The sequence below is a fragment of the Stenotrophomonas sp. YJH_SMC_138 genome (assembly GCF_059369855.1).
The window spans coordinates 1-22,332 of record NZ_JCAFTB010000014.1 but is presented as its reverse complement, the minus strand read 5'-3'; the positions used below and the strand labels follow the sequence as shown (position 1 = coordinate 22,332).

25 protein-coding genes are annotated in these 22,332 nt (G+C 68.2%); all 25 read right to left on the bottom strand.

The window, feature by feature from the left end; translation table 11 throughout:
• Positions 1-42: 42 nt before the first annotated feature.
• Positions 43-2,175, bottom strand: coding sequence for a putative bifunctional diguanylate cyclase/phosphodiesterase (locus tag AC5P7I_RS20630; RefSeq protein WP_262088242.1), 2,133 nt, complete (start codon positions 2,173-2,175; stop codon positions 43-45).
• Between the two features lie 275 nt (positions 2,176-2,450).
• Entirely contained in the window at positions 2,451-3,242 is a 792-nt protein-coding gene (fliR, locus tag AC5P7I_RS20625) for a flagellar biosynthetic protein FliR (protein ID WP_014037103.1), read from the bottom strand.
• Between the two features lie 13 nt (positions 3,243-3,255).
• On the bottom strand, positions 3,256-3,525 hold the full coding sequence (locus AC5P7I_RS20620; RefSeq protein ID WP_005413254.1) for a flagellar biosynthetic protein FliQ: 270 nt from the start codon (positions 3,523-3,525) through the stop codon (positions 3,256-3,258).
• Between the two features lie 66 nt (positions 3,526-3,591).
• Positions 3,592-4,371, bottom strand: coding sequence for a flagellar type III secretion system pore protein FliP (fliP, locus tag AC5P7I_RS20615; RefSeq protein WP_014647039.1), 780 nt, complete (start codon positions 4,369-4,371; stop codon positions 3,592-3,594).
• 1 nt (position 4,372) lies between these two features.
• A complete protein-coding gene (fliO, locus tag AC5P7I_RS20610; RefSeq protein WP_014037105.1) occupies positions 4,373-4,792 on the bottom strand; it encodes a flagellar biosynthetic protein FliO in 420 nt (139 codons plus the stop codon).
• Positions 4,789-5,124, bottom strand: a complete 336-nt coding sequence (gene fliN / locus AC5P7I_RS20605) for a flagellar motor switch protein FliN (RefSeq protein WP_005409543.1) — start codon at positions 5,122-5,124, stop codon at positions 4,789-4,791. Before fliN ends, fliO begins: the two co-directional genes overlap by 4 nt.
• Complete coding sequence (gene fliM / locus AC5P7I_RS20600) at positions 5,121-6,125, bottom strand: flagellar motor switch protein FliM (RefSeq protein WP_014647040.1); 1,005 nt, start codon at positions 6,123-6,125, stop codon at positions 5,121-5,123. Before fliM ends, fliN begins: the two co-directional genes overlap by 4 nt.
• A 10-nt stretch (positions 6,126-6,135) precedes the next feature.
• Positions 6,136-6,651 (bottom strand): flagellar basal body-associated FliL family protein, encoded by a 516-nt coding sequence (locus tag AC5P7I_RS20595; RefSeq protein ID WP_049441913.1) that lies wholly within the window; start codon positions 6,649-6,651, stop codon positions 6,136-6,138.
• A 192-nt stretch (positions 6,652-6,843) separates the two neighbouring features.
• On the bottom strand, positions 6,844-8,013 hold the full coding sequence (locus tag AC5P7I_RS20590; protein ID WP_262087554.1) for a flagellar hook-length control protein FliK: 1,170 nt from the start codon (positions 8,011-8,013) through the stop codon (positions 6,844-6,846).
• Positions 8,013-8,480, bottom strand: a complete 468-nt coding sequence (fliJ, locus tag AC5P7I_RS20585) for a flagellar export protein FliJ (protein WP_014647043.1) — start codon at positions 8,478-8,480, stop codon at positions 8,013-8,015. Before fliJ ends, AC5P7I_RS20590 begins: the two co-directional genes overlap by 1 nt.
• Positions 8,481-8,483: 3 nt before the next feature.
• Positions 8,484-9,869, bottom strand: a complete 1,386-nt coding sequence (locus AC5P7I_RS20580; protein WP_262087555.1) for a FliI/YscN family ATPase — start codon at positions 9,867-9,869, stop codon at positions 8,484-8,486.
• Complete coding sequence (locus tag AC5P7I_RS20575; RefSeq protein WP_014647045.1) at positions 9,866-10,507, bottom strand: FliH/SctL family protein; 642 nt, start codon at positions 10,505-10,507, stop codon at positions 9,866-9,868. The genes AC5P7I_RS20580 and AC5P7I_RS20575 overlap by 4 nt, the downstream gene beginning before the upstream one ends.
• Positions 10,504-11,490 carry a flagellar motor switch protein FliG gene (fliG, locus tag AC5P7I_RS20570; protein ID WP_024958226.1) on the bottom strand — a complete coding sequence of 329 codons (987 nt, stop codon included), beginning with the start codon at positions 11,488-11,490 and terminating at the stop codon, positions 10,504-10,506. The genes AC5P7I_RS20575 and fliG overlap by 4 nt, the downstream gene beginning before the upstream one ends.
• Positions 11,491-11,497: 7 nt before the next feature.
• A complete protein-coding gene (fliF, locus tag AC5P7I_RS20565) occupies positions 11,498-13,144 on the bottom strand; it encodes a flagellar basal-body MS-ring/collar protein FliF (protein ID WP_262087556.1) in 1,647 nt (548 codons plus the stop codon).
• Between the two features lie 13 nt (positions 13,145-13,157).
• Positions 13,158-13,523 carry a flagellar hook-basal body complex protein FliE gene (fliE, locus tag AC5P7I_RS20560; RefSeq protein ID WP_262087557.1) on the bottom strand — a complete coding sequence of 122 codons (366 nt, stop codon included), beginning with the start codon at positions 13,521-13,523 and terminating at the stop codon, positions 13,158-13,160.
• A 453-nt stretch (positions 13,524-13,976) separates the two neighbouring features.
• Positions 13,977-14,393: a hypothetical protein gene (locus AC5P7I_RS20555; RefSeq protein ID WP_262087558.1), complete on the bottom strand. Its 417-nt coding sequence runs from the start codon at positions 14,391-14,393 to the stop codon at positions 13,977-13,979.
• A gap of 185 nt (positions 14,394-14,578) precedes the next feature.
• Positions 14,579-16,084 (bottom strand): sigma-54 dependent transcriptional regulator, encoded by a 1,506-nt coding sequence (locus AC5P7I_RS20550; protein WP_262087559.1) that lies wholly within the window; start codon positions 16,082-16,084, stop codon positions 14,579-14,581.
• Positions 16,081-16,458 carry a response regulator gene (locus tag AC5P7I_RS20545; RefSeq protein ID WP_010485922.1) on the bottom strand — a complete coding sequence of 126 codons (378 nt, stop codon included), beginning with the start codon at positions 16,456-16,458 and terminating at the stop codon, positions 16,081-16,083. The genes AC5P7I_RS20550 and AC5P7I_RS20545 overlap by 4 nt, the downstream gene beginning before the upstream one ends.
• A gap of 14 nt (positions 16,459-16,472) precedes the next feature.
• Complete coding sequence (gene rpoN / locus AC5P7I_RS20540; RefSeq protein WP_227864560.1) at positions 16,473-17,882, bottom strand: RNA polymerase factor sigma-54; 1,410 nt, start codon at positions 17,880-17,882, stop codon at positions 16,473-16,475.
• Positions 17,883-18,203: 321 nt separating this feature from the next.
• Positions 18,204-18,836, bottom strand: a complete 633-nt coding sequence (locus tag AC5P7I_RS20535) for a response regulator (RefSeq protein ID WP_032959406.1) — start codon at positions 18,834-18,836, stop codon at positions 18,204-18,206.
• Positions 18,837-18,928: 92 nt separating this feature from the next.
• Positions 18,929-19,507, bottom strand: coding sequence for a PilZ domain-containing protein (locus AC5P7I_RS20530; protein WP_014647052.1), 579 nt, complete (start codon positions 19,505-19,507; stop codon positions 18,929-18,931).
• A complete protein-coding gene (locus AC5P7I_RS20525) occupies positions 19,504-19,797 on the bottom strand; it encodes a hypothetical protein (protein ID WP_032959403.1) in 294 nt (97 codons plus the stop codon). The genes AC5P7I_RS20530 and AC5P7I_RS20525 overlap by 4 nt, the downstream gene beginning before the upstream one ends.
• The gene (gene fliS / locus AC5P7I_RS20520; RefSeq protein WP_005416447.1) at positions 19,794-20,210 is read right to left on the bottom strand and encodes a flagellar export chaperone FliS; all 417 of its coding nucleotides are present in this window, start codon (positions 20,208-20,210) and stop codon (positions 19,794-19,796) included. Before fliS ends, AC5P7I_RS20525 begins: the two co-directional genes overlap by 4 nt.
• Before the next feature lie 127 nt (positions 20,211-20,337).
• The gene (fliD, locus tag AC5P7I_RS20515; RefSeq protein WP_014647054.1) at positions 20,338-21,753 is read right to left on the bottom strand and encodes a flagellar filament capping protein FliD; all 1,416 of its coding nucleotides are present in this window, start codon (positions 21,751-21,753) and stop codon (positions 20,338-20,340) included.
• A gap of 441 nt (positions 21,754-22,194) precedes the next feature.
• A partial coding sequence (locus AC5P7I_RS20510; RefSeq protein WP_279923195.1) for a flagellin occupies positions 22,195-22,332 on the bottom strand: 138 nt, incomplete at its 5' end.

Genomic DNA, 22,332 nt, shown 5'->3' with positions numbered 1-22,332 from the left:
CGCAGGAATCGTTCCGTGATGGCGGGCGCGCGTGGCCCGGTGTCAGCCGGGCGGGTATTGCGGCGGCGGGCTCTGTGTCAGTTCCACCCGCGGCCGGGGCAGGTCGTGCAGCTGCATGAAGCGCGCCGCATCCACCGGGCGGCCCAGCAGGTATCCCTGCAGGAAGTCGCAGCCCAGGCGTTCCAGGTAGGCGCGCTGCGCGGCGGTCTCCACGCCCTCGGCGACGATGTCCATGTCCAGCGCATCGCCCAGCGCCACGATCGCCGAGACGATCACCACGTCTTCGGCACTGTGTTCCAGGTCGCGCACGAACGCATGGTCGATCTTGATCTCGGTGGCCGGCAGCCGCTTCAGGTACAGCAGGCTGGAATAGCCGGTTCCGAAATCATCGATGGAGATGCCCACGCCCAGCGCCGACAGCGCCTGCAGCAGGCGAAGGCTGGTATCGGTATCGCGCATGACGGTGCTTTCGGTGATCTCCAGCACCAGGTGGCGCGGGGCAATGCCATGGCGCTCGATCAACTCGCGCACATCCTGCAGCAGGTGCGGCGAACTGAACTGCACCGGCGACAGGTTCACCGACATCGACCAGCTTTCATGCCCGGCGTCGTGCCAGCGCCGCAGCTGCTGGCAGGCCTGGTCCAGCGCCCAGCGCCCGATCTCGTTGATCGCACCGCTGCGCTCGGCCAGGCGGATGAAGCGGTCGGGGGGAATCAGGCCGTGTTCCGGATGGCGCCAGCGGATCAGCGCTTCGGCGCCGGCCACCTTCTGCGTGGCCACGCGGATCTTCGGCTGATAGTGCAGGAACAGCTGCTCGCTGCCGATGGCGCGGCGCAGGTCGGCCAGCAGCCGGAACTGCTGCTCGGCGCTGTCGTTCATCCAGTCGGCGAACAGCACGAAGGCGTTGCGTCCGGACTCCTTGGCCTGGTACATCGCCGCATCGGCGAAGGCCATCAGCTGGCGCTCGCTGGCGGCGTGGTCCGGGCAGATCGCCACGCCGATGCTGGCGGTCACCTGCAGTTCGTTGTCCGGCAGCAACGGGCCGCTGCCCACCGCCTGCAGGATGCGCCGGGCCAGGGTCGGCAGGTCCTCGTCGTGCTCGATGCGCACCACCAGCACGAACTCGTCGCCGCCCAGCCGTGCCAGCATATCGTGCGGGCGCAGCAGCTGGCGGGTGCGTTCGGCCACCGCCACCAGCAGCGCATCACCGGCCTGATGGCCATAGGCATCATTGACCTGCTTGAAGCCGTCCAGGTCCATGAACATCACCGCGAAGCGGTTGCCGCCCTGTTCGGCCTCGGCCAGTGCCTGCACGATGCGCCGCTGCAGCAGCAGGCGGTTGGGCAGGCGGGTGAGCGGATCGTGCAGCGCGGCCTGGGTCAGTTCCTGCTGCGCGTCGGTCAACGAGGTGCTCAGCATCGAATTGCGCAGCCGCAGCAGTTGCGCTTCCACGCGCTGGTCCAGCCATGAGACCACCAGCACCACGGCCAGGATCGCCACGGTCAGCACTACCACCAGCATCGCCAGCCACTCGTTCTGCAGGCCATCGCCGACCGCCGCGCCGCAGACGCTGCCTTCCGGGAAGCGCGCAGCGGCCATGCCGGTGTAATGCATGCCGACGATGGCCAGGCCGAGCAGGCCCGCCGCCGCCAGTCGATCACCGATGCGGGTGCGCTGGGCGCGCAGCCGGAACGCCACGTACAGCGCGGTCCAGGAGGCAGCCACCGCCACCATCAGCGAGAACAGCAGCCAACCCGGGTCGTAGTCGATGCCCGGCTGCATGCGCATTGCAGCCATGCCAACGTAATGCATGCCGGCGATGCCGGTGCCCATCAGCAGGGCGCCCACCGCCAATCGCGGGTGGGGCAGGGTGCGCAGCGAGACCAGCCACAGCGCGAACACCGATGAGGCGATGGCAAGCGCAAGCGAGAGCAGGGTGATGGGAAGGTCGTAGCCCAATGGAATGGGCAGGTCGAAAGCCAGCATGCCGATGAAATGCATCGACCAGATGCCCAGGCCCATGGCGAAGCCGCCGCCCAGCCGCCACCACCAGGCCGCGCCCCTGCCCGGTGCGGTCACCGTGCGCCCGGCCATCGCCAGCGCGGTGTATGAAGCCATCACGGCGACCAGCAGCGAGATCGCCACCAGCCACGGGTTGTACGTGCCTACCAGCATTCGTCAGTCTCCCGGACCTGCCTGTCGACGGAAACCACGGTGGGGCATGCATGAGGCAGGCCGACGCACGACGCCGGCCATGTGCGGCATCCCCCCGGTTGCCGCGCATTCACTCTAACGCGCAGACCGGGGGGGACTTCAAGCGGCAATACGTGAAATTGCGCCTCTGTAGAGCCGAGCCCATGCTCGGCTGCCTCCGGCAGGAGCGGCAGCCGAGCATGGGCTCGGCTCTACAGAAACAAATGCATGGCAAGCAGTAGAACGTGATGATCGGGTCAGTGTGTGACCGCGTCCGCAGCCTGGAAGGCGGCGTCGAACAGGCGCTGTACCGGCGGCCCCATTTCCCCGGCCAGCAGGGCCAGCAGGAACAGGCCCAGCAGCAGCGAGACCGGCAGGCCCAGCTGGATCGGATTCAGCGCAGGGGCGGCACGCGCCAGTACGCCGAAGGCCAGGTTCACCGCCAGCATCGCCACGGTGAGCGGAATGGCCAGCGTCAGCGCGCCGCGCAGCACGGTCAGCAGGAAGGTCGGGGCGATGCTGAAGAAGGCGTGCGGGTCCGGCAGCGGGGCGCCGATCGGCAGTGCGCGGTAGCTGTCGACCAGCAGCGAAATCAACGCCAGGTGGCCGTTGGCGGTGAAGAACAGCAGGCCGAACAGCAGGTAGAACCACTGGCCGATCACACCCGAAGTGCCACCGCGCAGCGGGTCGCTCATCTGCGCGAAGGCCAGGCCGGTGCCCTGCGCGATCAGTTCGCCGGCCATCGCACCGGCTTCGAATACCAGCCGCAGCATGAAACCGATGGAAACGCCGATGGCCAGTTCGCGCGCGATGGTCAGCACCGTAGCCGCGTCGAAGCCGGTCCAGTCCGGTACCGGTGGCAGCAGCGGGGCCAGTGCAATGGCCAGGGTGCCGGCCAGTACCACGCGCACCCGCGACGGCACCGCACGCGTGCCGACCATGGGCATGGCCATGGCCACCGCGCCGATGCGCAGCATGGTCCACAGCACGGTGCCGATCATGCCGAAGGCCTGCAGGCCGTCGGCCGCCATCTGTGTCGCGGCATCCATCGAAGCGCGTGTCCTAGCCGATCAGGTGCGGAATGCGCTGGAACAGCAGCGTGGTGAATTCAACCAGGTGGCCGATCAGCAGGCTGCCCAGCGCGAACAGCACTGCGGTCAGCGCCGCCGCCTTGGCGACGAAGGCGATGGTCGGTTCATTGAGCTGGGTTGCAGCCTGCACGACACCGACCACCACGCCCACCACCAGTACGGTGAGCAGCAGCGGGCCGGCCACCCACAGCACGGTGATCAGGCCGCCACGCAGTTCGGTCAAGGCAAGTTCGGGAGACATTCGGGTTCCACCTTCTTATATAGAGTCGAGCCATGCTCGACTGTCTTTCAATCGCGCCGGATCGCGTCACGCGGGATTGAAGCTGGCCGCCAGCGTGCCCACGGTCAGCACCCAGCCATCCACCAGCACGAACAGCAGGATCTTGAACGGTGCCGACACCAGCATCGGCGACAGCATCATCATGCCCATGGACATCAGCACGCTGGCGACGACCAGATCGATGATCACGAACGGAATGAAGATCAGGAAGCCGATCTCGAAAGCGGTCTTCAGTTCGCTGGTCACGAACGAGGCGACCAGCACCGGGAACGGGATCGCATCGGGGCTGGCGTAGGTGCCGTGCCCGGCGATGCCGGCGAAGGTCATCAGGTCGGTCTCGCGGATCTGCGCCAGCATGAACCCGCGCAGCGGCTGCGTGGTCAATGTCCAGGCGGTCTGGAAGTCGATGTCGCCGTTGAGATAGGGCGCCATGCCCGTGCTCCACGCCTTGTCCCAGGTCGGCATCATCACCATCGCGGTGAGGAACAGGGCCAGGCCCAGCAGTACCTGGTTGGACGGCGTCTGGCCGGTACCCAGTGCCTGGCGCAGCAGGCCCAGCACGATGATGATGCGGGTGAACGAGGTCAGCACCAGCAGCATCGACGGGATCAGGGTGATCGCGGTCATCAGCAGCAGGGTCTGCAGCGGCAGGCTGACCGGCTGGCCGCCGATCTTGCCGACGTTGACGTCCGGCAGCGGGGTGGCCGGGGCGCCGGGCGCGGCGAACGCCAGCACCGGCAACAGGCACAGGGCAAGCAACAGCAGCCACGGCATCAGGGTGGCAACACGGGTACGGGTGACACGCATGTCAGGGGTCCTTGCGCAGCCGCTGCTGCAGCAGCTGGGCGAAATTCGGCAGGTTCTTGAAATCCGGCACGCGCACCGGCGCCGGTGGCGGCAACGGTTCGGGCAGGGTATGCAGGGTGTTGATGCCGCCGGCAGTGACGCCCAGCAGCAATTGCTGGCCGTTGACCTCCACCACCACCACGCGCTCCTTGGCGCCGACGCTGAGGCTGGCCACCAGCTTCATGCCTTCGGCCGGGCGGAAGCCGCTGCCGGGCATGCGCTTGAGCAGCCAGCCCAGGCCGATCACCAGCGCCAGCACCGCCAGCAGCGCCAGCACCGCACCGAACAGGCTGGGTGCGGCGGCCGCGTGCTGGCCGACCTGCGGGCCGATCGGCGCTGCGGTCTTGCCGACCGCCAGCAGGGTGGAGGCCAGCAGGCTCAACGCAGTCTCCGGATCCGCTCGCTCGGGCTGACCACGTCGGTCAGGCGCACGCCGAAGCGGTCATTGATCACCACCACTTCGCCGTGGGCGATCAGGGTGCCGTTGACGAACACGTCCAGCGATTCGCCGGCACCGCGCTCCAGTTCCACCACTGAACCCTGGTTGAGCTGCAGCAGGTTGCGGATCGGCAAGCGGGCACGACCGACTTCCAGCGACAGGGTCACCGGCACATCGAGGATCACGTCCAGATTCAGGTCCGGACCGTTGGCCTCGTCGGCCTGCAGGCTGCTGAACTGGGCCGGGGTCGGTTCGAGGGCGTCGATATCGTTCATTGCGGGTCTTCCTGGATGACGGGTACGCGCGGGCGGGTGCCCGGCGGATGGGTAGCGGTGATCTTCACGGCGTTCATGCCGTTGGCGATGCCGAACTCGCCGGTGAACACCGGAATGTTCTCCACGCACAGCGGCACCTGCGGGCTCAGCTCGATCGGCAGGATGTCGCCGACCTTCAGCTGGGTCAGGTCGCGCAGGGTCATGCGCTTGCTGGCCAGCACGCTGGACAGGGTGACTTCGGCGATGTTGAGCTGCTCGCGCAGGGTCTTGCCCCAGCTCTCGTCGCGGTCGTTGCGGTCGCTCTGGATGCCGGCGTCGAGCAGTTCGCGGATCGGTTCCAGCATCGAGTAGGGCAGGGTGACGTGGATGTCACCGCCGCCGCCGTCGAGCTCGACGTGCAGGCGGCACACCACCACGTACTCGCGCGGGGTCACGATGTTGGCGAAATGCGGGTTGATCTCCGAGTTGATGTACTCGAAGTCGACGTCCATCACCGGTGCCCACGCTTCGCGCAGGTCGGCGAAGGTCTGCTTCAGCAGCAGGTGGATCACCCGCATTTCGGTGGCCGTGAATTCGCGGCCCTCGATGCGGGTCGGGTAGCGCCCGTCGCCGCCGAAGAAGTTGTCGACGATGGCGAACACCAGGGTCGGCTCGAACACGATCAGGCCGGTACCGCGCAGCGGCTTGAAGCGGATCAGGTTCAGGTTGGTCGGCACATACAGCGAGTGCATGTAGTCGTTGAACTTGATCAGTTCGATGCCGCGCACCGACAGCTCGGCCGAGCGCCGGATCAGGTTGAACAGGCCGATCCGCCACAGGCGCGCGAAGCGCTCGTGGACCATTTCCAGGGTCGGCATGCGACCACGGATAATGCGGTCCTGGCTGGCGAAGTCGTACGAGCGCGCTTCGCCTGACGGGGGTTCCGCATCGGTCTCGACCGCGCCGCTGTCCACGCCGTGGAGCAGGGCATCGATCTCGTCCTGGGACAGCAGATCATTCATCGGGGGGCCCTTACTGGGTCACGAAGCTGGTGAACAGCAGATCGTCTGCGCCGTTGCTGCCGGTCTCGGCCTTGAGCACCTTCTGCACCTCGGCCAGCGAACTGGCCTGCAGCTTCTGCTTGCCGGCGACATCGGCGATCTGGTCCGGGCTGACCTGCGAGAACAGCATCAGCAGGCGCGCGCGGATGGCCGGGGCATGGGTCTTGATCGCTTCCAGCGCGGCCGGGTCGCGGGTCATCAGCTGGACCTCCAGCTGCAGGTAGCGCGGGCCGTCGACCGGGCCATTGAGGTTGACCACGAACGCCGGGTCCAGCGCGAAGTACTGTGCCGGGGCCGGCGTCGCGCTCTTCTTCGGCGCCTGCGCGGTCTTCTCTTCGTGCTTGGACTGGGTGAAGAACCACACGCCGCCACCAGCGGCAGCGGCGGCCAGTACGGCCACCAGTGCGGTGATCAGGATCGGACTACGCGGCTTGGCGGCCTTGTCCTTCTCGGCGGTCTTCTTGGTTTTGTCAGCGGCTGCGGCCACGGGGTGAAGCTCCTGAGGGTTGCTTCACCGGGATATGCAAGGGGTGTGCCGAAGGCTGGGCCCGCAGGGTGCGACGGAATTCCGTCGGGGTGCCGGCGGGGCCGTGCGGAGCAAGCTCCGCACCCACCAACGCAATACGGGGAGGTGCCAACCGCCCGCTCTGGTGGGTGCCAACCTTGGTTGGCACACCTGTCAGGCGTAGGCGTCCAGCAAGCCGCGCTGGCGGATCAACTGCGCGGACGACACGCTGGCATCGCCCGGCGTCGGTTCTCCGTCGCCGGTCATGCCGCCGCCACCGGGTTGTCCCGACGCATTGCCGTCACCACCAGACGCGTGGTGGCCGACATCGGCGTGAGCCAGCTGGAAGCCCTGTTCGCCCAGCAGCTCGCGCAGGCGCGGCAGGCTGCTTTCCAGTGCCTGGCGCACGTCCACGTGCGGGCTGCTGAAGCTGGCATGCACCTTGTCGCCGTTCAACTGCAGGCGCACGTCGACCGGCCCCATGTCGTCCGGGCTCAGGCGGATGTGGGCATGGCCGATCTTCTGGTCGGCCAGCCAGCCCAGGCGTGCGCCGATGGCCTGGTCGAAGCCATCGTCACCCAGCACGGGCTTGGGCGTGGGTTCGCCATTGAAGATCGCGTTGCCGGTGGCGAGCGCCGCCTTCAGGTCCTGCACGGCGGCGGCTGCCGGTGCGTGCAGCAACGGTGTATTTGCGCGGTCGCCAACGGCGGCCACGTCACTGCCTTCGCCGCGCTCGCTGCGCTTGCCGGGCAGGATCATCGCCGGCAATGGCAGCGCGGCGGCATCCTCCGCGCTGGTCGCCGCCGGTTTGCCGTCGGCCGCCACGGGGGCTGCGGTTGCCGCTGCCGGCGCGGCTGCAGGCAGTGTCGGGGTCGCGGCGGGGGCAGTGGTGGATAGCGCCGTACCGTCGCTGGCCAGTGACGGTGCAGCGCTGCCCGCCAGAGCGACGGCCGGATCGGCAGGCGTCGGCATCGCCAGCACCAGGCCGGCCAGGCCGATCGGTGGCCACGGGGCGTCCTCGGTCGCGGCGGGCTTGTCCTTGTCGGTGCCGGGTCCAGCCGGGGGCGGGGCAACGGGCGGTAGCGGCGGCGTTTCGGCAGTTGCCGCTTCCGCGTCCGCGCTGCGTTCGCCCGGTGCCTGGCCATTGCTGTCGGCGGTCGATGGCTGGCTGGGCGTGGACGGCGTCGGTGTGGTAGCGCTGCCGGCAGGCGCGGGCGCGGAGGGCGCACCGCCCTGCAGCAGCTGGCTGAAGTCCTTTGCGCCTTCGCTGCGCGCGGCGCGCGCGGCACTATTGCTGGTGGCGGGCGTGGCCGGGTTGGCGCTGCTGGCGAGCGGGGCGGGCATCACGGGCGGCCTCCCTGCTCGGCGCCGTCCTGGTCTTCGGCCTGCACCAGGCGCGCGCGCCGCGCGCCAATGTCGTCCATCTCGCGCTGGTCGCGGCGGTCGGTCACCACCTTTTCCTGCGCGCGGTAGCTGGCGGCCAGCTGCTCCAGCACCGCCTTGTCACGGCTGGCCAGGATCAGCCGCGCGCGCTCGGCCTCCACTTTTTCGCGGTTGCCGTTGACCGTGGCCTGCTGCTGCTCGACCGCACTGTCCAGGCGATCAAGGAAGGCGCGGCGGTTCAGCAGCTGTGCCGGGCTGGTCGCTGCCATCTGGGCGTTGGCGTACTCCTCGGCATAGCGGCGCAGTTCGTCCAGGCGCGACAGATGGGTGTCGAGCACGCGCTGGCGTTCGGCCAGGTCGCGGGCGACCGCGTCCTCGTGTTCCTGGGCCCGCTTGAGCAGGGGATCGATGCGCTTGGACTGGTTCATGGCTTAACTCTCTTGTTCCACCAGGCGCTGCAGCGCCGCCTGGCTGTGCGGGAGATCTGCGGCCTTGGCAACGTCCTGGCCGAGGAACTCCATGATTTCCGGCCAGCGTTCCAGGGCTTCGTCGGTGGCCGCGTCGTTACCACGCTGGTAGGCACCGATCGCGATCAGGTCACGGTTGACCGAGTAGGCCGAGACCAGTCGCTTCAACTTGCGGATGCGCAGGCGCCACGGCTCGTCGGCGATTTCCGTGACCACGCGGCTGACCGACGATTCGACGTCGATGGCCGGGTACAGGCCGCTGTCGGCCACCCGGCGCGAGAGCAGGATGTGGCCGTCGAGGATCGCGCGTGCGGCGTCGGCGATCGGATCCTGCGGATCATCGCCTTCGGTCAGTACGGTGTAGAACGCGGTGATCGAGCCGCGGCCCTTTGCGCCGTTGCCAGCGCGTTCGACCAGCGCCGGCAGCTTGGCGAACACCGAGGGCGGGTAACCGCGGGTGGTCGGTGGTTCACCGACCGACAAGCCGATCTCGCGCTGCGCCTGGGCGAAGCGGGTCAGCGAGTCCATCAGCAGCAGCACGTTCAGGCCCTGGTCGCGGAACCACTCGGCGATGGCGGTGGCACGGTAGGCACCGTGCAGGCGCGCCAAGGGTGGCCGGTCGGCGGGGCTGGCCACCACCACGGCGCGGCGCAGGCCTTCCTCGCCCAGCGTGGTCTCGACGAAATCGCGTACTTCGCGGCCTCGTTCACCAATCAGGCCGACCACGATCACGTCGGCAGCGGTGTAACGGGTCATCATGCCCAGCAGCGTCGACTTGCCGACGCCGGAACCGGCGAACAGGCCGACACGCTGGCCGCGGCCGATCGGCAACAGCGCGTTGATCGCGCGCACGCCCACGTCCAGCGGCTGGGTGATCGGTTCACGCGCCAACGGATTGATCGACACGCCGGCCATGCCGACATGCCCTTCTGCGCGGATCGGGCCCTTGCCATCCAGCGGCACGCCGTCGCTGTCGATGACGCGGCCGAGCAGGCCTTCACCCACTTCCACGCCGCCACGCCGCGCCGACGGTACCACGCGGGCGTTGGGCAGCAGGCCGTGCAGTTCGGCGCTGGGCATCAGGTAGGTGCGCTCACCGGCAAAGCCGACCACTTCGGCATCGACCCAGCCACCATCGACCACTTCCACCTTGCAGCTGGCGCCCAGCGGCGCCTCGCAGCCGACCGCTTCCAGGGTGAGCCCAACCGCGCGGCGCAGCACGCCCTCGCGGATCAGCCCACGGCCATGCGCGGTATCCACGCGCAGGCCGTCCAAGCGCCGGGCCAGGCGCAGGTTGCGGACCACGGCCCAGTCGGCCGGCGGCGGCGTCGTTTGCGGTGCGGCGCTCATGCCGTCGCCCCGGTCTGGCGGATCACCGCATCCAGCGCACCGCGCAGGCGGGCCTCCAGGGTGCCGTCGATGCGTACGGCTTCGGCGTGCACGCGCAGGTCGCCACGGCTGAGGCTGGTATCCGGTACCAGGCGCTGCGCCGGCGACAGGTTCAGCAGCGGGGCAAGCGCGGCGATGTCATCCGGGTGCAGCCGCACTTCCACCTCGCGGGTGCTGCCGCCCACGGCGTCAATCGCTTCGCCGACCAGCTGCGCCAGCAGTGCCGGCTCGGCCTCGTAGGCGCGGCCGACCAGCGCGCCGGCGATGCGCACCGCCAGTTCACCAAGGGCGCCGACCACTTCGTTCTCCAGCCGCACCAGCGGCCGGCTGAAGTTGTCGAGGATGCCTTCGATCTGCGCGGCGAGGCGACGCACCTCCGCCTGGCCCTGGCCGTAGCCTTCGGCATGGCCCTGATCGAATCCTTCCTTCTCCGCGCTGTCCTGGATCGCCTGGATTTCCTCCAGGGTCGGCAGCTGCAGCGGCGGCTCCGGTTCGTGTTCCGGGTCCGGCTCGGTGAGTTCGAACGCGTCCTCCTGCTCCAGCGCCGGTTCGGGCTGGGCCAGCAGGTCCGGGGCAAGCCAGCGCACGACGTTGCTCACAGCATGGCCTCCGCGCTGCCGCCGATGGTGACGGTGCCTTCATCGGCCATGCGCTTGACGATGGCCAGGATCTCGCGCTGCGCGCCTTCCACGTCGGACAGGCGCACCGGCCCGCGGGCTTCCATGTCTTCCAGCAGGATCTCGGCCGCGCGCTGCGACATGTTGCGGGTGATCTTGTCGCGCACCTTGATGTCGGCGCCGCGCAGGGCCAGGCCCAGGCGCTCGCCGCTCACCTCGCGCAGCACCAGCTGCATCTCGCGGTCGTCCAGGTCGACCAGATCGTCGAACACGAACATCAGGTCCTGGATGCGGTTGCTCAACGGCGCATCGATGCGGGCGATCTCGCCCAGGATCGCCTGGTCCTGGCCGCTGTCCATGAAGTTCAGGATGTTGGCCGCGCACTGCACGCCACCGATGTTGGACGACTTCAGGTTCTGGTTGCCGGCGAACTGGCGCTCCATGATCTCGTTGAGTTCATTGAGTGCGTTCGGCGGAATGCCGTCGAGGGTAGCGATGCGCAGCAGCACGTCCACGCGGGTACGGTCCGGCAGCAGTTTCAGCGCGTCGGCGGCCTGGTCGGTTTCCAGGTGCGCCATCACGATGGCGATGATCTGCGGGTGCTCGTTGCGCACCAGGTCGGCCACCGCACGCGGGTCCATCCACTTCAGCGCGTCCAGGCCGGTGGTGTTGCGGCCGAGCAGGATGCGGTCGATCAGGTTGCCGGCCTTCTCGCTGCCCAGCGCCTGCACCAGCATGTTGCGGATGTAGTCGTCCGAGCCAACGCCGAGTGAGGTCTTCGAGCCCAGCTCCTGGCCGAACTGGTCCATCACCCGCTCCACCTGCTCGCGGGTGATGTCGGTCATGGTGGCCATGGCGATGCCGATCTTCTGCACCTCCTTGGGTTCCATGTGGCGCAGCACTTCGGCCGCGTCCAGCTCACCCAGCGAAAGCAGCAGTACGGCGGCGCGCTGCACGCCAGTCAGTGCGGCCTCAGTCATTTGCCACCCAACCCTTGACCACCTGGGCCACGCGCTTGGAGTCGGTCTTCACGGCTTCACGCGCCATCCGCAATCGTTCCTCATATGAATCCACCGGCAGGGCCAGTGCTTCCGGCCCGCCCAGGCTGGCCCGGTCAGCGCCCAGCGCCGGCAGCGGCATGCCATCGTCATCGACCAGCTGCACGTCCGCGGTATGCGGCTCGAGTGCCGGTTCGTCGTTCTTCCTGCTCTGGCCGGTGATCGCGCGCAGCGCCGGACGCAGCACGCCGAACAGCAGCGCCAGCACCACCACCGCGCCAAGCAGCATGCGGCCGGCATCGTGCACCCACGGCAGCTCCCACCACGACGGGCCTTCGACCGGCGTGGTGTCACGCACGAACGGGGCATTCATCACCGACACGGTGTCGCCACGCTCGGCGTTGAAGCCGACGGCCTGCTTGACCAGCGCTTCGACGCGGGTCAGTTCGGCAGCCGACAGCGGCTGCGGGCTCATCTTGCCGTTGGCGCCGGCGCGCGGCACGTTGTCCACCAGCACCGCCACCGAGACGCGCTTGATGCGGCCGGCCGGCTGGCGGGTGTGCTGCAGGGTGCGGTCCAGCTCGTAGTTGCGGGTCGCGTTCTTGCTGCTTTCGGTCGGGGCCTGCGCGGTGGCCGGTGCGGCCTGCTGGCCCGGCGGGCTGTTGCTGGTCGCACCCGGCACGCCCTGCGGGCCCGGCGTGCTGGTGGTGTTCTCGCTCATCTGCTCGCTGCGCAGCTTCTGCGGCTCGCCGTTGTAGAGCTCGCGGGCTTCCTCGGTCACCGAGAAATCCATGTCCACGCTCACTTCCGGGTTGACGCGGCCGGGGCCAGTCATCGGTTCCAGCAGTTCGCGGATGCGCTGGTTGAACGAAGTTTCCTGGCGGCGCACCTGCTCGAACTGGGCCGCGTTGACCGCCGCCTCGCTGTTCGGGTCGGTAATGCTGAGCATGCGCCCGCTCTGGTCGACCACGGTCACCCGTTCCGGCGCGAGGTCCGGAATGCTGGCGGCGACCATGTGCACGATGGCATCGACCTGGCTGCGTTCCAGCTGCTGGCCGCCACGCAGTTCCAGGGTGACCGAGGCGCTGGCCACGTCACGCTGGCGGGTGAACGCGCTGGGCTTGGGAATGGCCAGGTGCACGCGCGAATCGCGCACCGGGCGCAGCGTGTTGATGGTGCGCGACAGCTCGGTTTCCAGCGCGTGCTGGTAGCGCGCGCTTTCCACGAACTGGCTGACACCAAAGCCCGGGTCGCGTTCCATCAGCTCGAAGCCCAGCTTGCCGCTGTCGGTCAGGCCGGAGCCGGCGAGCTTCAGGCGGGCATCATGCAGGTTCTTTTCCGGCACGGTGATGCCACCGGTGGCCGGGTCGAGCGCGAACGGAATCTGCGCGGCGCGCAGCAGGTCGGTCGCTTCAGCGGTCGCCTTCTGGTCCAGGCCGGTGTACAGCGGGACCATGCCCGGCTTCTGTGACCAGAAGAACACGGACAGGCCTGCCGCCACCGCCACCGCGATCATCGCCATCAGGCCCAGCCGACGGGTGATCTGCAGACTCTGCAGGCGGTCGAACCATTGCCCGGCCTTCTCGGCGTTCAGGCTGTCCTTGGAGAGCGTCAGTGCCATGCGTCAACGTTCCTTACAGCGGCATGTTCATCACGTCCTGGTAGGCCTGGACGAGACGGTTGCGGACTTCCACGGTGGCGCGGAAGGCGATCTGGGACTGCTGCGAGGCGACCATCACCTTGGCCAGGTCGGCGCTGGGGTCGCCCATCTCGAAGGCCTTGGCGAGGGCGCCGGATTTCTGTTGCGCATCGTTGACGCCGGCAATCGCACCACGCAGGGTTTCGGTGAAGCTGGCCGGCTGCACCTGCGGCGCATCCAGCACCGTGCCCGGCAGGGGATTGCTGCGCGGCGTTTCGCCCAGCGGGTTGAGCGCCGGCTGTCCCATCTGGGTCTGATAGGAGCGGATCTGCGAAAGGATCGAAGTGACGGAGTGGGACATCTGCAACGGTTCCAGAAACAGGGATGGGGTTGTCTGCTGGAGCCAGTGCAAGTGCCGTGCCGAAACCGGTTTTCGATTCAGTGAAGTGAGGAGGTTGGGTGTGCGTGCGGGGTTGCACCCCGCGCCCCGCGGTAGTGCCGGCCGCTGGCCGGCAACCTCAACGGCAACGGCCGAAGCCGGAGCCGGAGCCGGAGCCGGAGCCGGAGCAACAGCAGAAGCGGGTCTACTGAGGGATGGCGGGGTGGGTCCGGTTACGGGGGACGCCGTAAATCCGTCCATGGAGGCTCGGTCGCGCCATCCATGGCGCTCACGCCCCCGCAACCGGACCCACCCCGCCTTCGACAGGTGGCCGCGACCTGCTGGAACCTGCTGCTGATGGTGGGTGCCGACCGTTGGTCGGCACGGGCTCTGACCCCATTGGCGGCGCCATTTAACCGGCGTCGGTTTTCTGGCCTATGGCTGCAGGGTCCATCGGCCGGAATTCTGGCGCTGGCGCGGTGCGATGGGGCCGTCATGCTGGGTGTAGATGAAACGGCCCTGGCGGTCGCTCTGGCAGGTCAGCAGCAGGGTGTAGCGGGCGGGGCCGGCCGGGTGGGCCTCGGTCATCTGGATTTCCGCGGTATGCGGGGCCAGGCGCTGGTAGCGGTAGCTGCCGCCGATGCGGAGGTCGGTGCCGAGGATGTCCAGCACGTACTGGCTGCCAGCAAAGCTGAGCTGCACCATGCGTCCGGCGTTGGGGTTGTCCGGCGCGTACAACGGGTCGCTGAGGTTGGTGAACCGGCGTTGGTCGAGCGCGGCGGGCAGGGTGCAGTTGGCCGCGGTGGCCAGGGCCGGGCAGAGCAGGACGGCGAGCAGGATCAGGTGATGCATGGTGGGACCTCCTTGGGATGTCCCTGCCATGCTCCGCAGTGCGATTCCGTTGTCTCTAGGAAAACGTGCAAATGCAATGGGGTCAGATCCCTTTCCGCAGGAAAGGGATCTGACCCCGGGCACCACAAACACCAACGCCCGGGCAAGCCCAGGCGTTCGTGCCCCCTTCATGCTGGTAGCGCGCGTCAGCCGGCCAGTTCGGCCTGCTCGCGCTCGATGCCGTACTTGCGCAGCTTTTCCACCAGGGTGGTGCGGCGCAGGCCGAGCAGCTGGGCGGCGTGGGCGACCACGCCCTGGGTGCGTTCCAGCGCTTCGTTGATCAGGCCCAGTTCGATGTTGGCCATGTGGTTGCGCAGGTCCAGGCCATCGTCGGGCAACGCCGCCGGTGCCGCCGGGCGATTGACGGCGATGCCGTGCTCCAGCGCCGGCTGGTTGCCGCTGCCGGGCGTGTGGAACGAGAAGCTGCGCAGGTCCAGGCGTTCTTCGCTGGCAACCGGCGCTGCAGGTACCGGTGCGGCCACCGCTGCCAGCGCGGCATCGCCACGATAGCGGGCCGGCAGGTCCTGCACGCGCACCGAACCACCCGGATGCAGCACCGCCAGGCGCTCGACCAGGTTGGTCAGCTCGCGCACGTTGCCCGGCCACTCGTAGCCGGCCAGGGCCTGCAGGGCTTCCGGGGTGAAGCGCACTTCGCCACGGCCGGTTCGCGCCAGCTGCGCGGCGATGGTTTCCACCAGTGCCGGCAGGTCTTCGCGACGCTCGCGCAGCGCGGGCACGTCGATCGGGAACACGTTGAGGCGGTAGAACAGGTCCTCACGGAACTTGCCTTCAGCAATGCGCGTTTCCAGATCGCGGTGGGTCGCGGCCACCACGCGCACGTTGCAGCGGATGGTCTGGTTGCCGCCAACGCGCTCGAAACTGCGTTCCTGCAGCACGCGCAGCAGCTTCACCTGCATCGGCAGGCTCATGTCGCCGATTTCGTCGAGCAGCAGGGTGCCGCCCTCGGCCATTTCGAAGCGCCCCTTGCGCGCGGTCAGTGCGCCGGTGAACGCGCCCTTCTCGTGGCCGAACAGTTCACTCTCCAGCAGATCGGCCGGGATGGCGCCGCAGTTGATCGCCACGAACGGGCCATCGCGGCGCGGCGAGCGCTGGTGGATCGCCCGCGATACCACTTCCTTGCCGGTGCCGGATTCGCCCAGCACCAGCACGGTGGTGTCGAACGCGGCCACCTGCTCGATCATGGTGCGCAGCGCGGTGACCGCCGGGCCGTTGCCGGTCGGCCCCTGGTCCTGCGCGGCGCCGGCCTGGTGCTCGGCATCCAGGCGCTTGAGGCTGGCACGGCGCAGCAGGGCTTCCATCTGCGCGTGGCGCAGCGGCGTTTCCAGTGGCCAGATGTTGGCCTCGTGCAGCCCGTGCTGCTGGGCAAACGCTGCAGCATCACCATCGGCCAGCAGCACCGGCGGCGGCAGGCTGCTGCCGCCCAGCCAGTGGTACAGCGCAGTGCTGGCGGCGCTGTCGTCCAGGCTGCCGACGATCACCGCCATCCAGTCGTTCTGGCGCTGGCGGCCCAGGTCGAAGTCGGCCGCGTCGGACACCCAGCGCGGGTTGAAGTCCATGAATTCCAGCAGGGCAACGGTGCGCTCTGCGCGCACGGCGTCGTTGTCCAGCACCAGGATGCGCGATTCGCTCACGATCGATCCTCCCTGAGGCCTTCCAGGATCGGCATGACTTCCTGGATGTAGGACAGCTTGCTGACAAAGTTGTCGGCGCCGGCGCGCAGCGCGTGTTCGCGGTGCTCGGCGTCGTCGAAGTGGCTGGCGATCACGATGTACGGTGCATCGTCCTGCGACTTGATCAGGCGGGTGGCCTGCAGGCCGCCCATTTCCGGCATCGCCAGGTCCATCAGCACCACCTGCGGGCGCAGCGTTTCCGAGCGCTCGATCGCTTCCAGGCCGTTGCCGGCACTGCCGACGATCTGCAGCCAGTCGATCTTGCGGAAATGGCGCATCGCCGCGTTGATGAAGCCCTCGTGGTCATCGACCAGCAGGACCGTGAGCTTGTTCATGTCCAACATCCTTTTCAGCCCACCCGGGCCAGCTGGGGTTGCCTGGCGCTGAGCCGGCGCCGTTCGCGGGCCGGGGCGATATCCAGTTGTTCTCGGTATTTTGCGACGGTTCGGCGGGCAATGTTCACCCCCTGGCGTGACAGCAGGCCGGCAATGGCCTCATCGGCCAGCGGGCGGCCGGCCGGTTCGGCGTCGATCAGGCGGCGGACCATGGCCTTCACCGCCTGGCCGGAGACGCTGGCGCCTTCCAGGCGCACGGCGAAGAAGTGCTTCAGTTCGAAGGTGCCGCGCGGGGTCTGCAGGAACTTGCCGGTGGTGATGCGCGAGACGGTGGACTCGTGCATGCCGATCTCCTCGGCCACTTCCTTCAGGGTCAACGGCGCCATGGCCTCTTCGCCACGGACCAGGAAGGCGGCCTGGCGCTCGACGATCACCCGCGCGGTGCGCAGCAGGGTGTCGTAGCGCATCGACAGGCCGCGGCTGAACCAGCGCGCCTCCTGCAGCATTTCGCGCAGTGCCGGGGCGGCGTCGCTGGTCTCGGCCAGGGCCTGTTCGTACTGGCTGTTGATCGACACGCGGCGGCTGGTGGCCGGGTTCAGTGCGACCTTCCACTGCCCATCAGCGTGCCAGGCGACCACGTCCGGCACCACCACGGCGTTGCGTTCGGGCAGCAGGCTGTCGCCCGGGCGCGGCTGCAGCGAGAGGATCAGGCGCACCGCCTCGCGCACGTCGTCGATCTCGGCGTCGTGCTGGCGGGCGAGGGCGGGGTAGTCGTGGGCCGCGAGCGCGTCGAGCGCGCCATCGAGAATGCGTGCGGCCAGGTGGCGGGCCGGCACCACGCCATGCAGGCTGCGCAGCTGCGCCTGCAGGCCTTCGCGCAGGTCCTGCGCGGCCATGCCGGCGGGTTCGCCATGCAGCAGCTGCTGGCGGATGGCTTCCACGCCGTCGGCGGTGATGTCGAACTGGGCACTGGCCAGCAGCTGCAGCTGGGCCAGCGGCGCCTGCAGGTAGCCGGCTTCATCGCAGTGGTCCAGCCAGAACGCGGCCACCGCCAGCTGATGGTCGTCCATGTCCAGCGCCAGGCGCTGCAGCACGCGCAGCTGCGGGTCGGTCGACTCGCCGGCGGCGATGCGCGCCATGCGATCGTCGTCGCCGTCCTGCCAACTGGCGCCGGCCACGTCCCACATCGACGGCTCGGGCAGCTCGTCGAAGGCGGCGGTATCGAGAGTGGTGGCACTCGCTTCGGTGGCGTCGGCAGCGGGCGCCTCGGCCTCTTCGATCTCCAGCAGCGGGTTGGAGTCCAGCAGGCGCTGGATTTCCTGCTCCAGGTGCAGGCCGTCGAGCTGCAGCAGCCGGATCGACTGCAGCAGTTGCGGGGTGAGGTGGAGTTGCTGGCCCAGCTGGGTCGAGAGTGCAGCCTTCATCGTGGTTCCCCGGCACCGCTCCCCGGCGCCTTGTGGAACGCATCTTGCTTTTGATCCGGCGGGGGCGGAATCGGGGGGTTCCTGATGCATTTCGTGGAACTCCCGACAGGCTGTAGGGGAATTCCCTACACCGACGCGGGAAATTGACGAAATGCGCCGCCAAGTCATTGATTTGTGGTGGCGAAGCCGCTGGGCGCGCGGCGGTCGGGGCACGGATTCCTGTCAGGGAATGTCGGGGTGACGGGATGTCGTCGCCAACGCAGGGTGTCGCGGGGTCAGATCCGTTTCCACGGGAAAGGGATCTGACCCCGATACCGGCGCCTACTCGAGCTCGTGCTGATGGCGCGCGGCCAGCAGCAGCAGGTCATTGGCGCGGCGGCAGCCCAGCGATTCCATCATCCGCGCGCGGTGGGTCTCCACCGTCTTGACGCTGATGCCGAGATCGGCGGCGATTTCCTTGTTGCTCTCGCCCTTGCCGATGCGGCGCAGGATCTCGCGCTGACGCGGTGAGAGTGCGGCGATGCCGGTGGGTTTCTCGCGGCCCAGCATCGGCGCCAGCATCTTGGCCGAGATCTGCGGGCTCAGGAACACCTGGCCGGCGTGCGCGGCCCGCAGTGCCAGTTCCAGTTCCTGCGGTGCGGCGTCCTTCACCACGAACCCGACCGCGCCGCGATCCAGTGCATCGCGCACGTGGGCGGCATCGTCGTGCATGGTCATCATCACCACCCGGGTACCGGGGGCACGCAGGCGGATGTCGCTGAGCGCTTCCAGGCCGGTGCGGCCCGGCAGCGAGAGGTCCATCAGCACCACATCCGGTGCGTGCTGCAGGGACAGTTGCAGTGCCTGTTCGGCGTTGCTGGCCTCGGCCACGAGCTGCACGTCGGCAAACCCCTGCAGCAGCCGCGCCAGGCCGGCGCGGACAAGGGTGTGATCGTCGACGATGAGAACTCGCACAGGCACGCAGCAGATCCGTGTAGGGGCATCCACCTTAACTTAGCTGAACGGGCGCGCCAAGGGTCGGCCGTACAGCGCCAAGGGGGCGGGTTTCAGCGTGCGCGGCGTGCCTCGGCCACCTGGCGGCGGTGCAGGCGGAACAGGTGCCGCTCCATCGCCATCTCCAGGCCATCGCCCAAACGCTGGAAGCGCAGCCACAGGAAGTGCCCGCCGCTACCGTCGGCGGCTTCTGCGACGACCTCCACCGGCAGGTCGATGTGGTCGGGCAGCCAGTCGCTGGGCTGCAGGCGCACCACGCCGGCCTGGCCGGGGCTTGCGCCACTGCGCGGGCCCAGCTGCAGGCGGATGCCACGGCGCGACCAGCGCACCGGGCGCAGGGTCAGCTCCTGGCCCTGCTGGCGCACCAGCCGGCCGAGCAGCACCATCGCCAGGTCCAGCTTGGCTTCCAGGCGCTGCAGCTGCAGGCTGGCTTCGTTGCGTTCGTCGTGCTCGTCGCCGCGGCTGTCCTCGACCAGTGCCAGGCTGCGCAGCAGGCCTTCGGCGCTGCTGGTGCGGCCGGCCGCGCTGCCCGCCTGGAACTCGGCCGGCAGGGCCAGTTCGCAGCTGAGCGTCTCGTCGAACAGCTCGCTTTCGGCCGGGTGATGCAGCGAGGTGGTCGGCAGCGAGGTCATGCCAGCGATTCTGCCTGCAGATAGGCATGCGCCGCGCGAAGGGAGCGCTGGCCGTCGTTCATCAGTGCGGCCACGGCATCACGGCGCTGGCGCAGCAGGCCGAGCAGACTCTGCTGGCGCTCGAACAGGGCGCTCAGCGGCGCGTGGTCCGCAGCGGTCAGCGGCTGGCTGAGCAGGGCGTGCAGGGTGCTGTCGTGGCCGTCGAGCAGGCTGTCGGCCTGGTCGAGGGATTCTTCGCCCAAGGCTCTCTCGAAGGCATCCAGCTGCGCATGCAGTTCCTGCAGGCTCATGGCGCCACCGCGGCCGGGCGGCGCTGTTCGTGCGGGATCGCGTTCCAGGCGCTGTCGATCTCGCCCAGCAGCTGCAGCGATTCATCCAGCGCGGCACGGTCGTTGTGCAGGTTGGCCTCGGTCAGGCGCTGCAGCACGTAGTCGTACAGCGCCGACAGATTTCCGGCGATCTCGCCACCGGCCTCATGGTCCAGCGAGCCGTTGAGGTGGCCGACGATCGCGCAGACTTCGCCGATCGCCTTGCCCTTGCCGGCCTGGTCACCGCGTTCAAGGCTGGCCAGGGCGCGGCGCACGCGCTCCAGCGCGCCGGCCAGCAGCATCGCCACCAGCTTGTGTGGATCGGCATCGGCGACCGCACTGGTCACCCCCACCTGGCGGTACTGCTCGGCATATTGACGGCTGGAACCGTACATTCGTGATTCTCCTTGCGCGGGGTGCCGTCGGGTGATCGCGGGGATCGGTGCCGACGGCGCGGCGATGATTGCTGTTGCGTCCGTTATCGGTGCATTGCGCGGCAAACTTGAGTGCCGTGCATGTCCGTCAGCGGTTCAACTGGGCCAGCTGCTGCTGCAGCGCGGTGTTGCTCTGCTGCAGCTTGCCCATCAGGCTGTCCAGCGCCAGGAACTGCTTCTTGTAGCGCTCTTCCACGCTCTTCATGCGCGTGTCAAGGTCCTTGCGGCGCTTGTCGATGTTGTCCAGCGTGGTGTTCAGGCCCTTGGTGCGGGCAACGAAGGCGCCTTCCTTGCCGACCGTCGTGCTGACATAGCCGTCGACCAGCGTGTACAGCTTGCCGGCACCGCCGGTATCACCGGTGATCGCCTGGCGCATCTTCTCCGGCTGGCTGGCCAGTGCGGCGGCGAACTTGGTGGTGTCCAGGATCAGCGTGCCGTCGGCATTGGGATAGCCACGGGTATCCAGGCCGATCGCCTTGGCATCGAGCTTGTCACCGGCCAGGTCCTTGAGCACGCTCGACATCACCGAGCGCAGCTGGCTGGTGGCGCCGCGCATCTGCGCATCGCCGGTCAGCGTGGAGGCTTCCTTGGTCTTGGCGTCGTACTTGGTTTCGGTGTTGATCGCCGCCAGTGCAGCGTTGTAGGCGGTGACGAACTCCTGCATCACCTTGGTGGCTGCCGCAGTGTCCGTGCTGATGGTCACCGTGCTGGTGCCCGGCATCTTCAGGTTCAGGGTCAGGCCCGGAACCGCATCGGCCACGGTGTTGCTGGCGCTGACGACCTTCACACCATCGATGGTCAGCTCGGCGTCGGCGGCGGCGGTGTTCTGCTTGAGGCTGTTGACCAGGCCGCCCAGTTTGGCGTCGCTGCCGGCGTATTCGAGCTTGATCGCGTTGGCGGCACCGGTCTTCTCCTGGGCGATCGACAGGTACTGGTTGTCGCCGGAGCTGATCAGGGTGGCCTGCACGCCTTCCTTGCGGCCGGCCGCATCGATCTTGTTGCGGATGGTGGTCAGCGTGTCGCCGTCCTCCACCTCCACGTTCATGGTCTTGGCCTTGTCGCCCACGCCAACGGTCAGCGTCAAGGTTCCGGCAGCAAACGTGTCGGTCTTGGGTACCGAGGTATCGGCGATCAGTTTGTGCGCTGTCGCCAGCGAGGTGACATTGACCACGTGCGTGCCGTTGGAGGCCGCAGCCTTGGTGGTGCCAACGTCATACAGCGCGACCGACGCCGTCAGGATCTCGTCGGTGCCCTTGTCGCCGCCCTTGCTGGCGGTCACCGTGCGCGTGTCGAACGCCGTGGTGGCCTTCAGTGCGGTCAGCGCCGTCTTCAGCTTGTCGAAGGCAGAGGTGATGGTGCCGATCGACGACAACTGCATCTTGGCCTTGGACTGCTGCAGGTTCAGCGCATTGTCGGCGGGCTTGCGGTCAGCTGCGACCAGCTGGTTGACGATGCTGGAAATATCCAGTCCCGAGCCAATGCCACCGTATCCAAAGTCTGCCACGTCGTTTCTCCTGGTATCCGGGCCCGGCCGTCGTGCGGTGGCCCGTCGTCAACGAAAATAGCGGCCTGCGCCGCTGGGTCTTGAGGACTTCGTCGATGCACGTGCCGTGCCAATCGCCTGGCGCGGGTTCTGGCACGCGGGTTGCAGGAGGGCTGGGGCAGGGTGCGGGTAGGTTCACCGCGGGCTGCCGGGAGTCTGCAAAAAGCCCTCCCCCAATGCAGGGGAGGGATCAGGCTACTGACAATCGGGGGGAGACGAAGCCGCCCGGTACGTACAGTCAAAGGTACAGCGCTGAAAGAGAGGTCCGCAGGAGCGGGCGATGCCAAGCCGGTTCGGGAGTGATCCCGGGCCGGGCATGGCCCGCGCCTTCGTGCATCGTGGCTTCCCGGTTGCCGCTACCGTCGGTTCGACCCGACGGTAGCGGCGCCTTCTTGCCGTGGATCAGCGCAGCAGGCTGAGCACGCCCTGCGGCACCTGGTTGGCCTGGGCCAGCATGGCCGTACCGGCCTGCTGCAGGATCTGGGTGCGGGTCAGTTCGGCGGTTTCCTTGGCGAAGTCGGTGTCCTTGATGCGGCTGCG

Coding starts and splice junctions, on each gene's coding strand:
- AC5P7I_RS20630 (WP_262088242.1), bottom strand. CDS start 2,175: ATGCTGGTAGGCACGTACAACCCGTGGCTGGTGGCGATCTCGCTGCTG.
- fliR (WP_014037103.1), bottom strand. CDS start 3,242: ATGGATGCCGCGACACAGATGGCGGCCGACGGCCTGCAGGCCTTCGGC.
- AC5P7I_RS20620 (WP_005413254.1), bottom strand. CDS start 3,525: ATGTCTCCCGAACTTGCCTTGACCGAACTGCGTGGCGGCCTGATCACC.
- fliP (WP_014647039.1), bottom strand. CDS start 4,371: ATGCGTGTCACCCGTACCCGTGTTGCCACCCTGATGCCGTGGCTGCTG.
- fliN (WP_005409543.1), bottom strand. CDS start 5,124: ATGAACGATATCGACGCCCTCGAACCGACCCCGGCCCAGTTCAGCAGC.
- fliM (WP_014647040.1), bottom strand. CDS start 6,125: ATGAATGATCTGCTGTCCCAGGACGAGATCGATGCCCTGCTCCACGGC.
- AC5P7I_RS20590 (WP_262087554.1), bottom strand. CDS start 8,013: ATGCCCGCCCCGCTCGCCAGCAGCGCCAACCCGGCCACGCCCGCCACC.
- fliJ (WP_014647043.1), bottom strand. CDS start 8,480: ATGAACCAGTCCAAGCGCATCGATCCCCTGCTCAAGCGGGCCCAGGAA.
- AC5P7I_RS20580 (WP_262087555.1), bottom strand. CDS start 9,869: ATGAGCGCCGCACCGCAAACGACGCCGCCGCCGGCCGACTGGGCCGTG.
- fliF (WP_262087556.1), bottom strand. CDS start 13,144: ATGGCACTGACGCTCTCCAAGGACAGCCTGAACGCCGAGAAGGCCGGG.
- fliE (WP_262087557.1), bottom strand. CDS start 13,523: ATGTCCCACTCCGTCACTTCGATCCTTTCGCAGATCCGCTCCTATCAG.
- AC5P7I_RS20555 (WP_262087558.1), bottom strand. CDS start 14,393: ATGCATCACCTGATCCTGCTCGCCGTCCTGCTCTGCCCGGCCCTGGCC.
- AC5P7I_RS20545 (WP_010485922.1), bottom strand. CDS start 16,458: ATGAACAAGCTCACGGTCCTGCTGGTCGATGACCACGAGGGCTTCATC.
- rpoN (WP_227864560.1), bottom strand. CDS start 17,882: ATGAAGGCTGCACTCTCGACCCAGCTGGGCCAGCAACTCCACCTCACC.
- AC5P7I_RS20530 (WP_014647052.1), bottom strand. CDS start 19,507: ATGACCTCGCTGCCGACCACCTCGCTGCATCACCCGGCCGAAAGCGAG.
- AC5P7I_RS20525 (WP_032959403.1), bottom strand. CDS start 19,797: ATGAGCCTGCAGGAACTGCATGCGCAGCTGGATGCCTTCGAGAGAGCC.
- fliS (WP_005416447.1), bottom strand. CDS start 20,210: ATGTACGGTTCCAGCCGTCAATATGCCGAGCAGTACCGCCAGGTGGGG.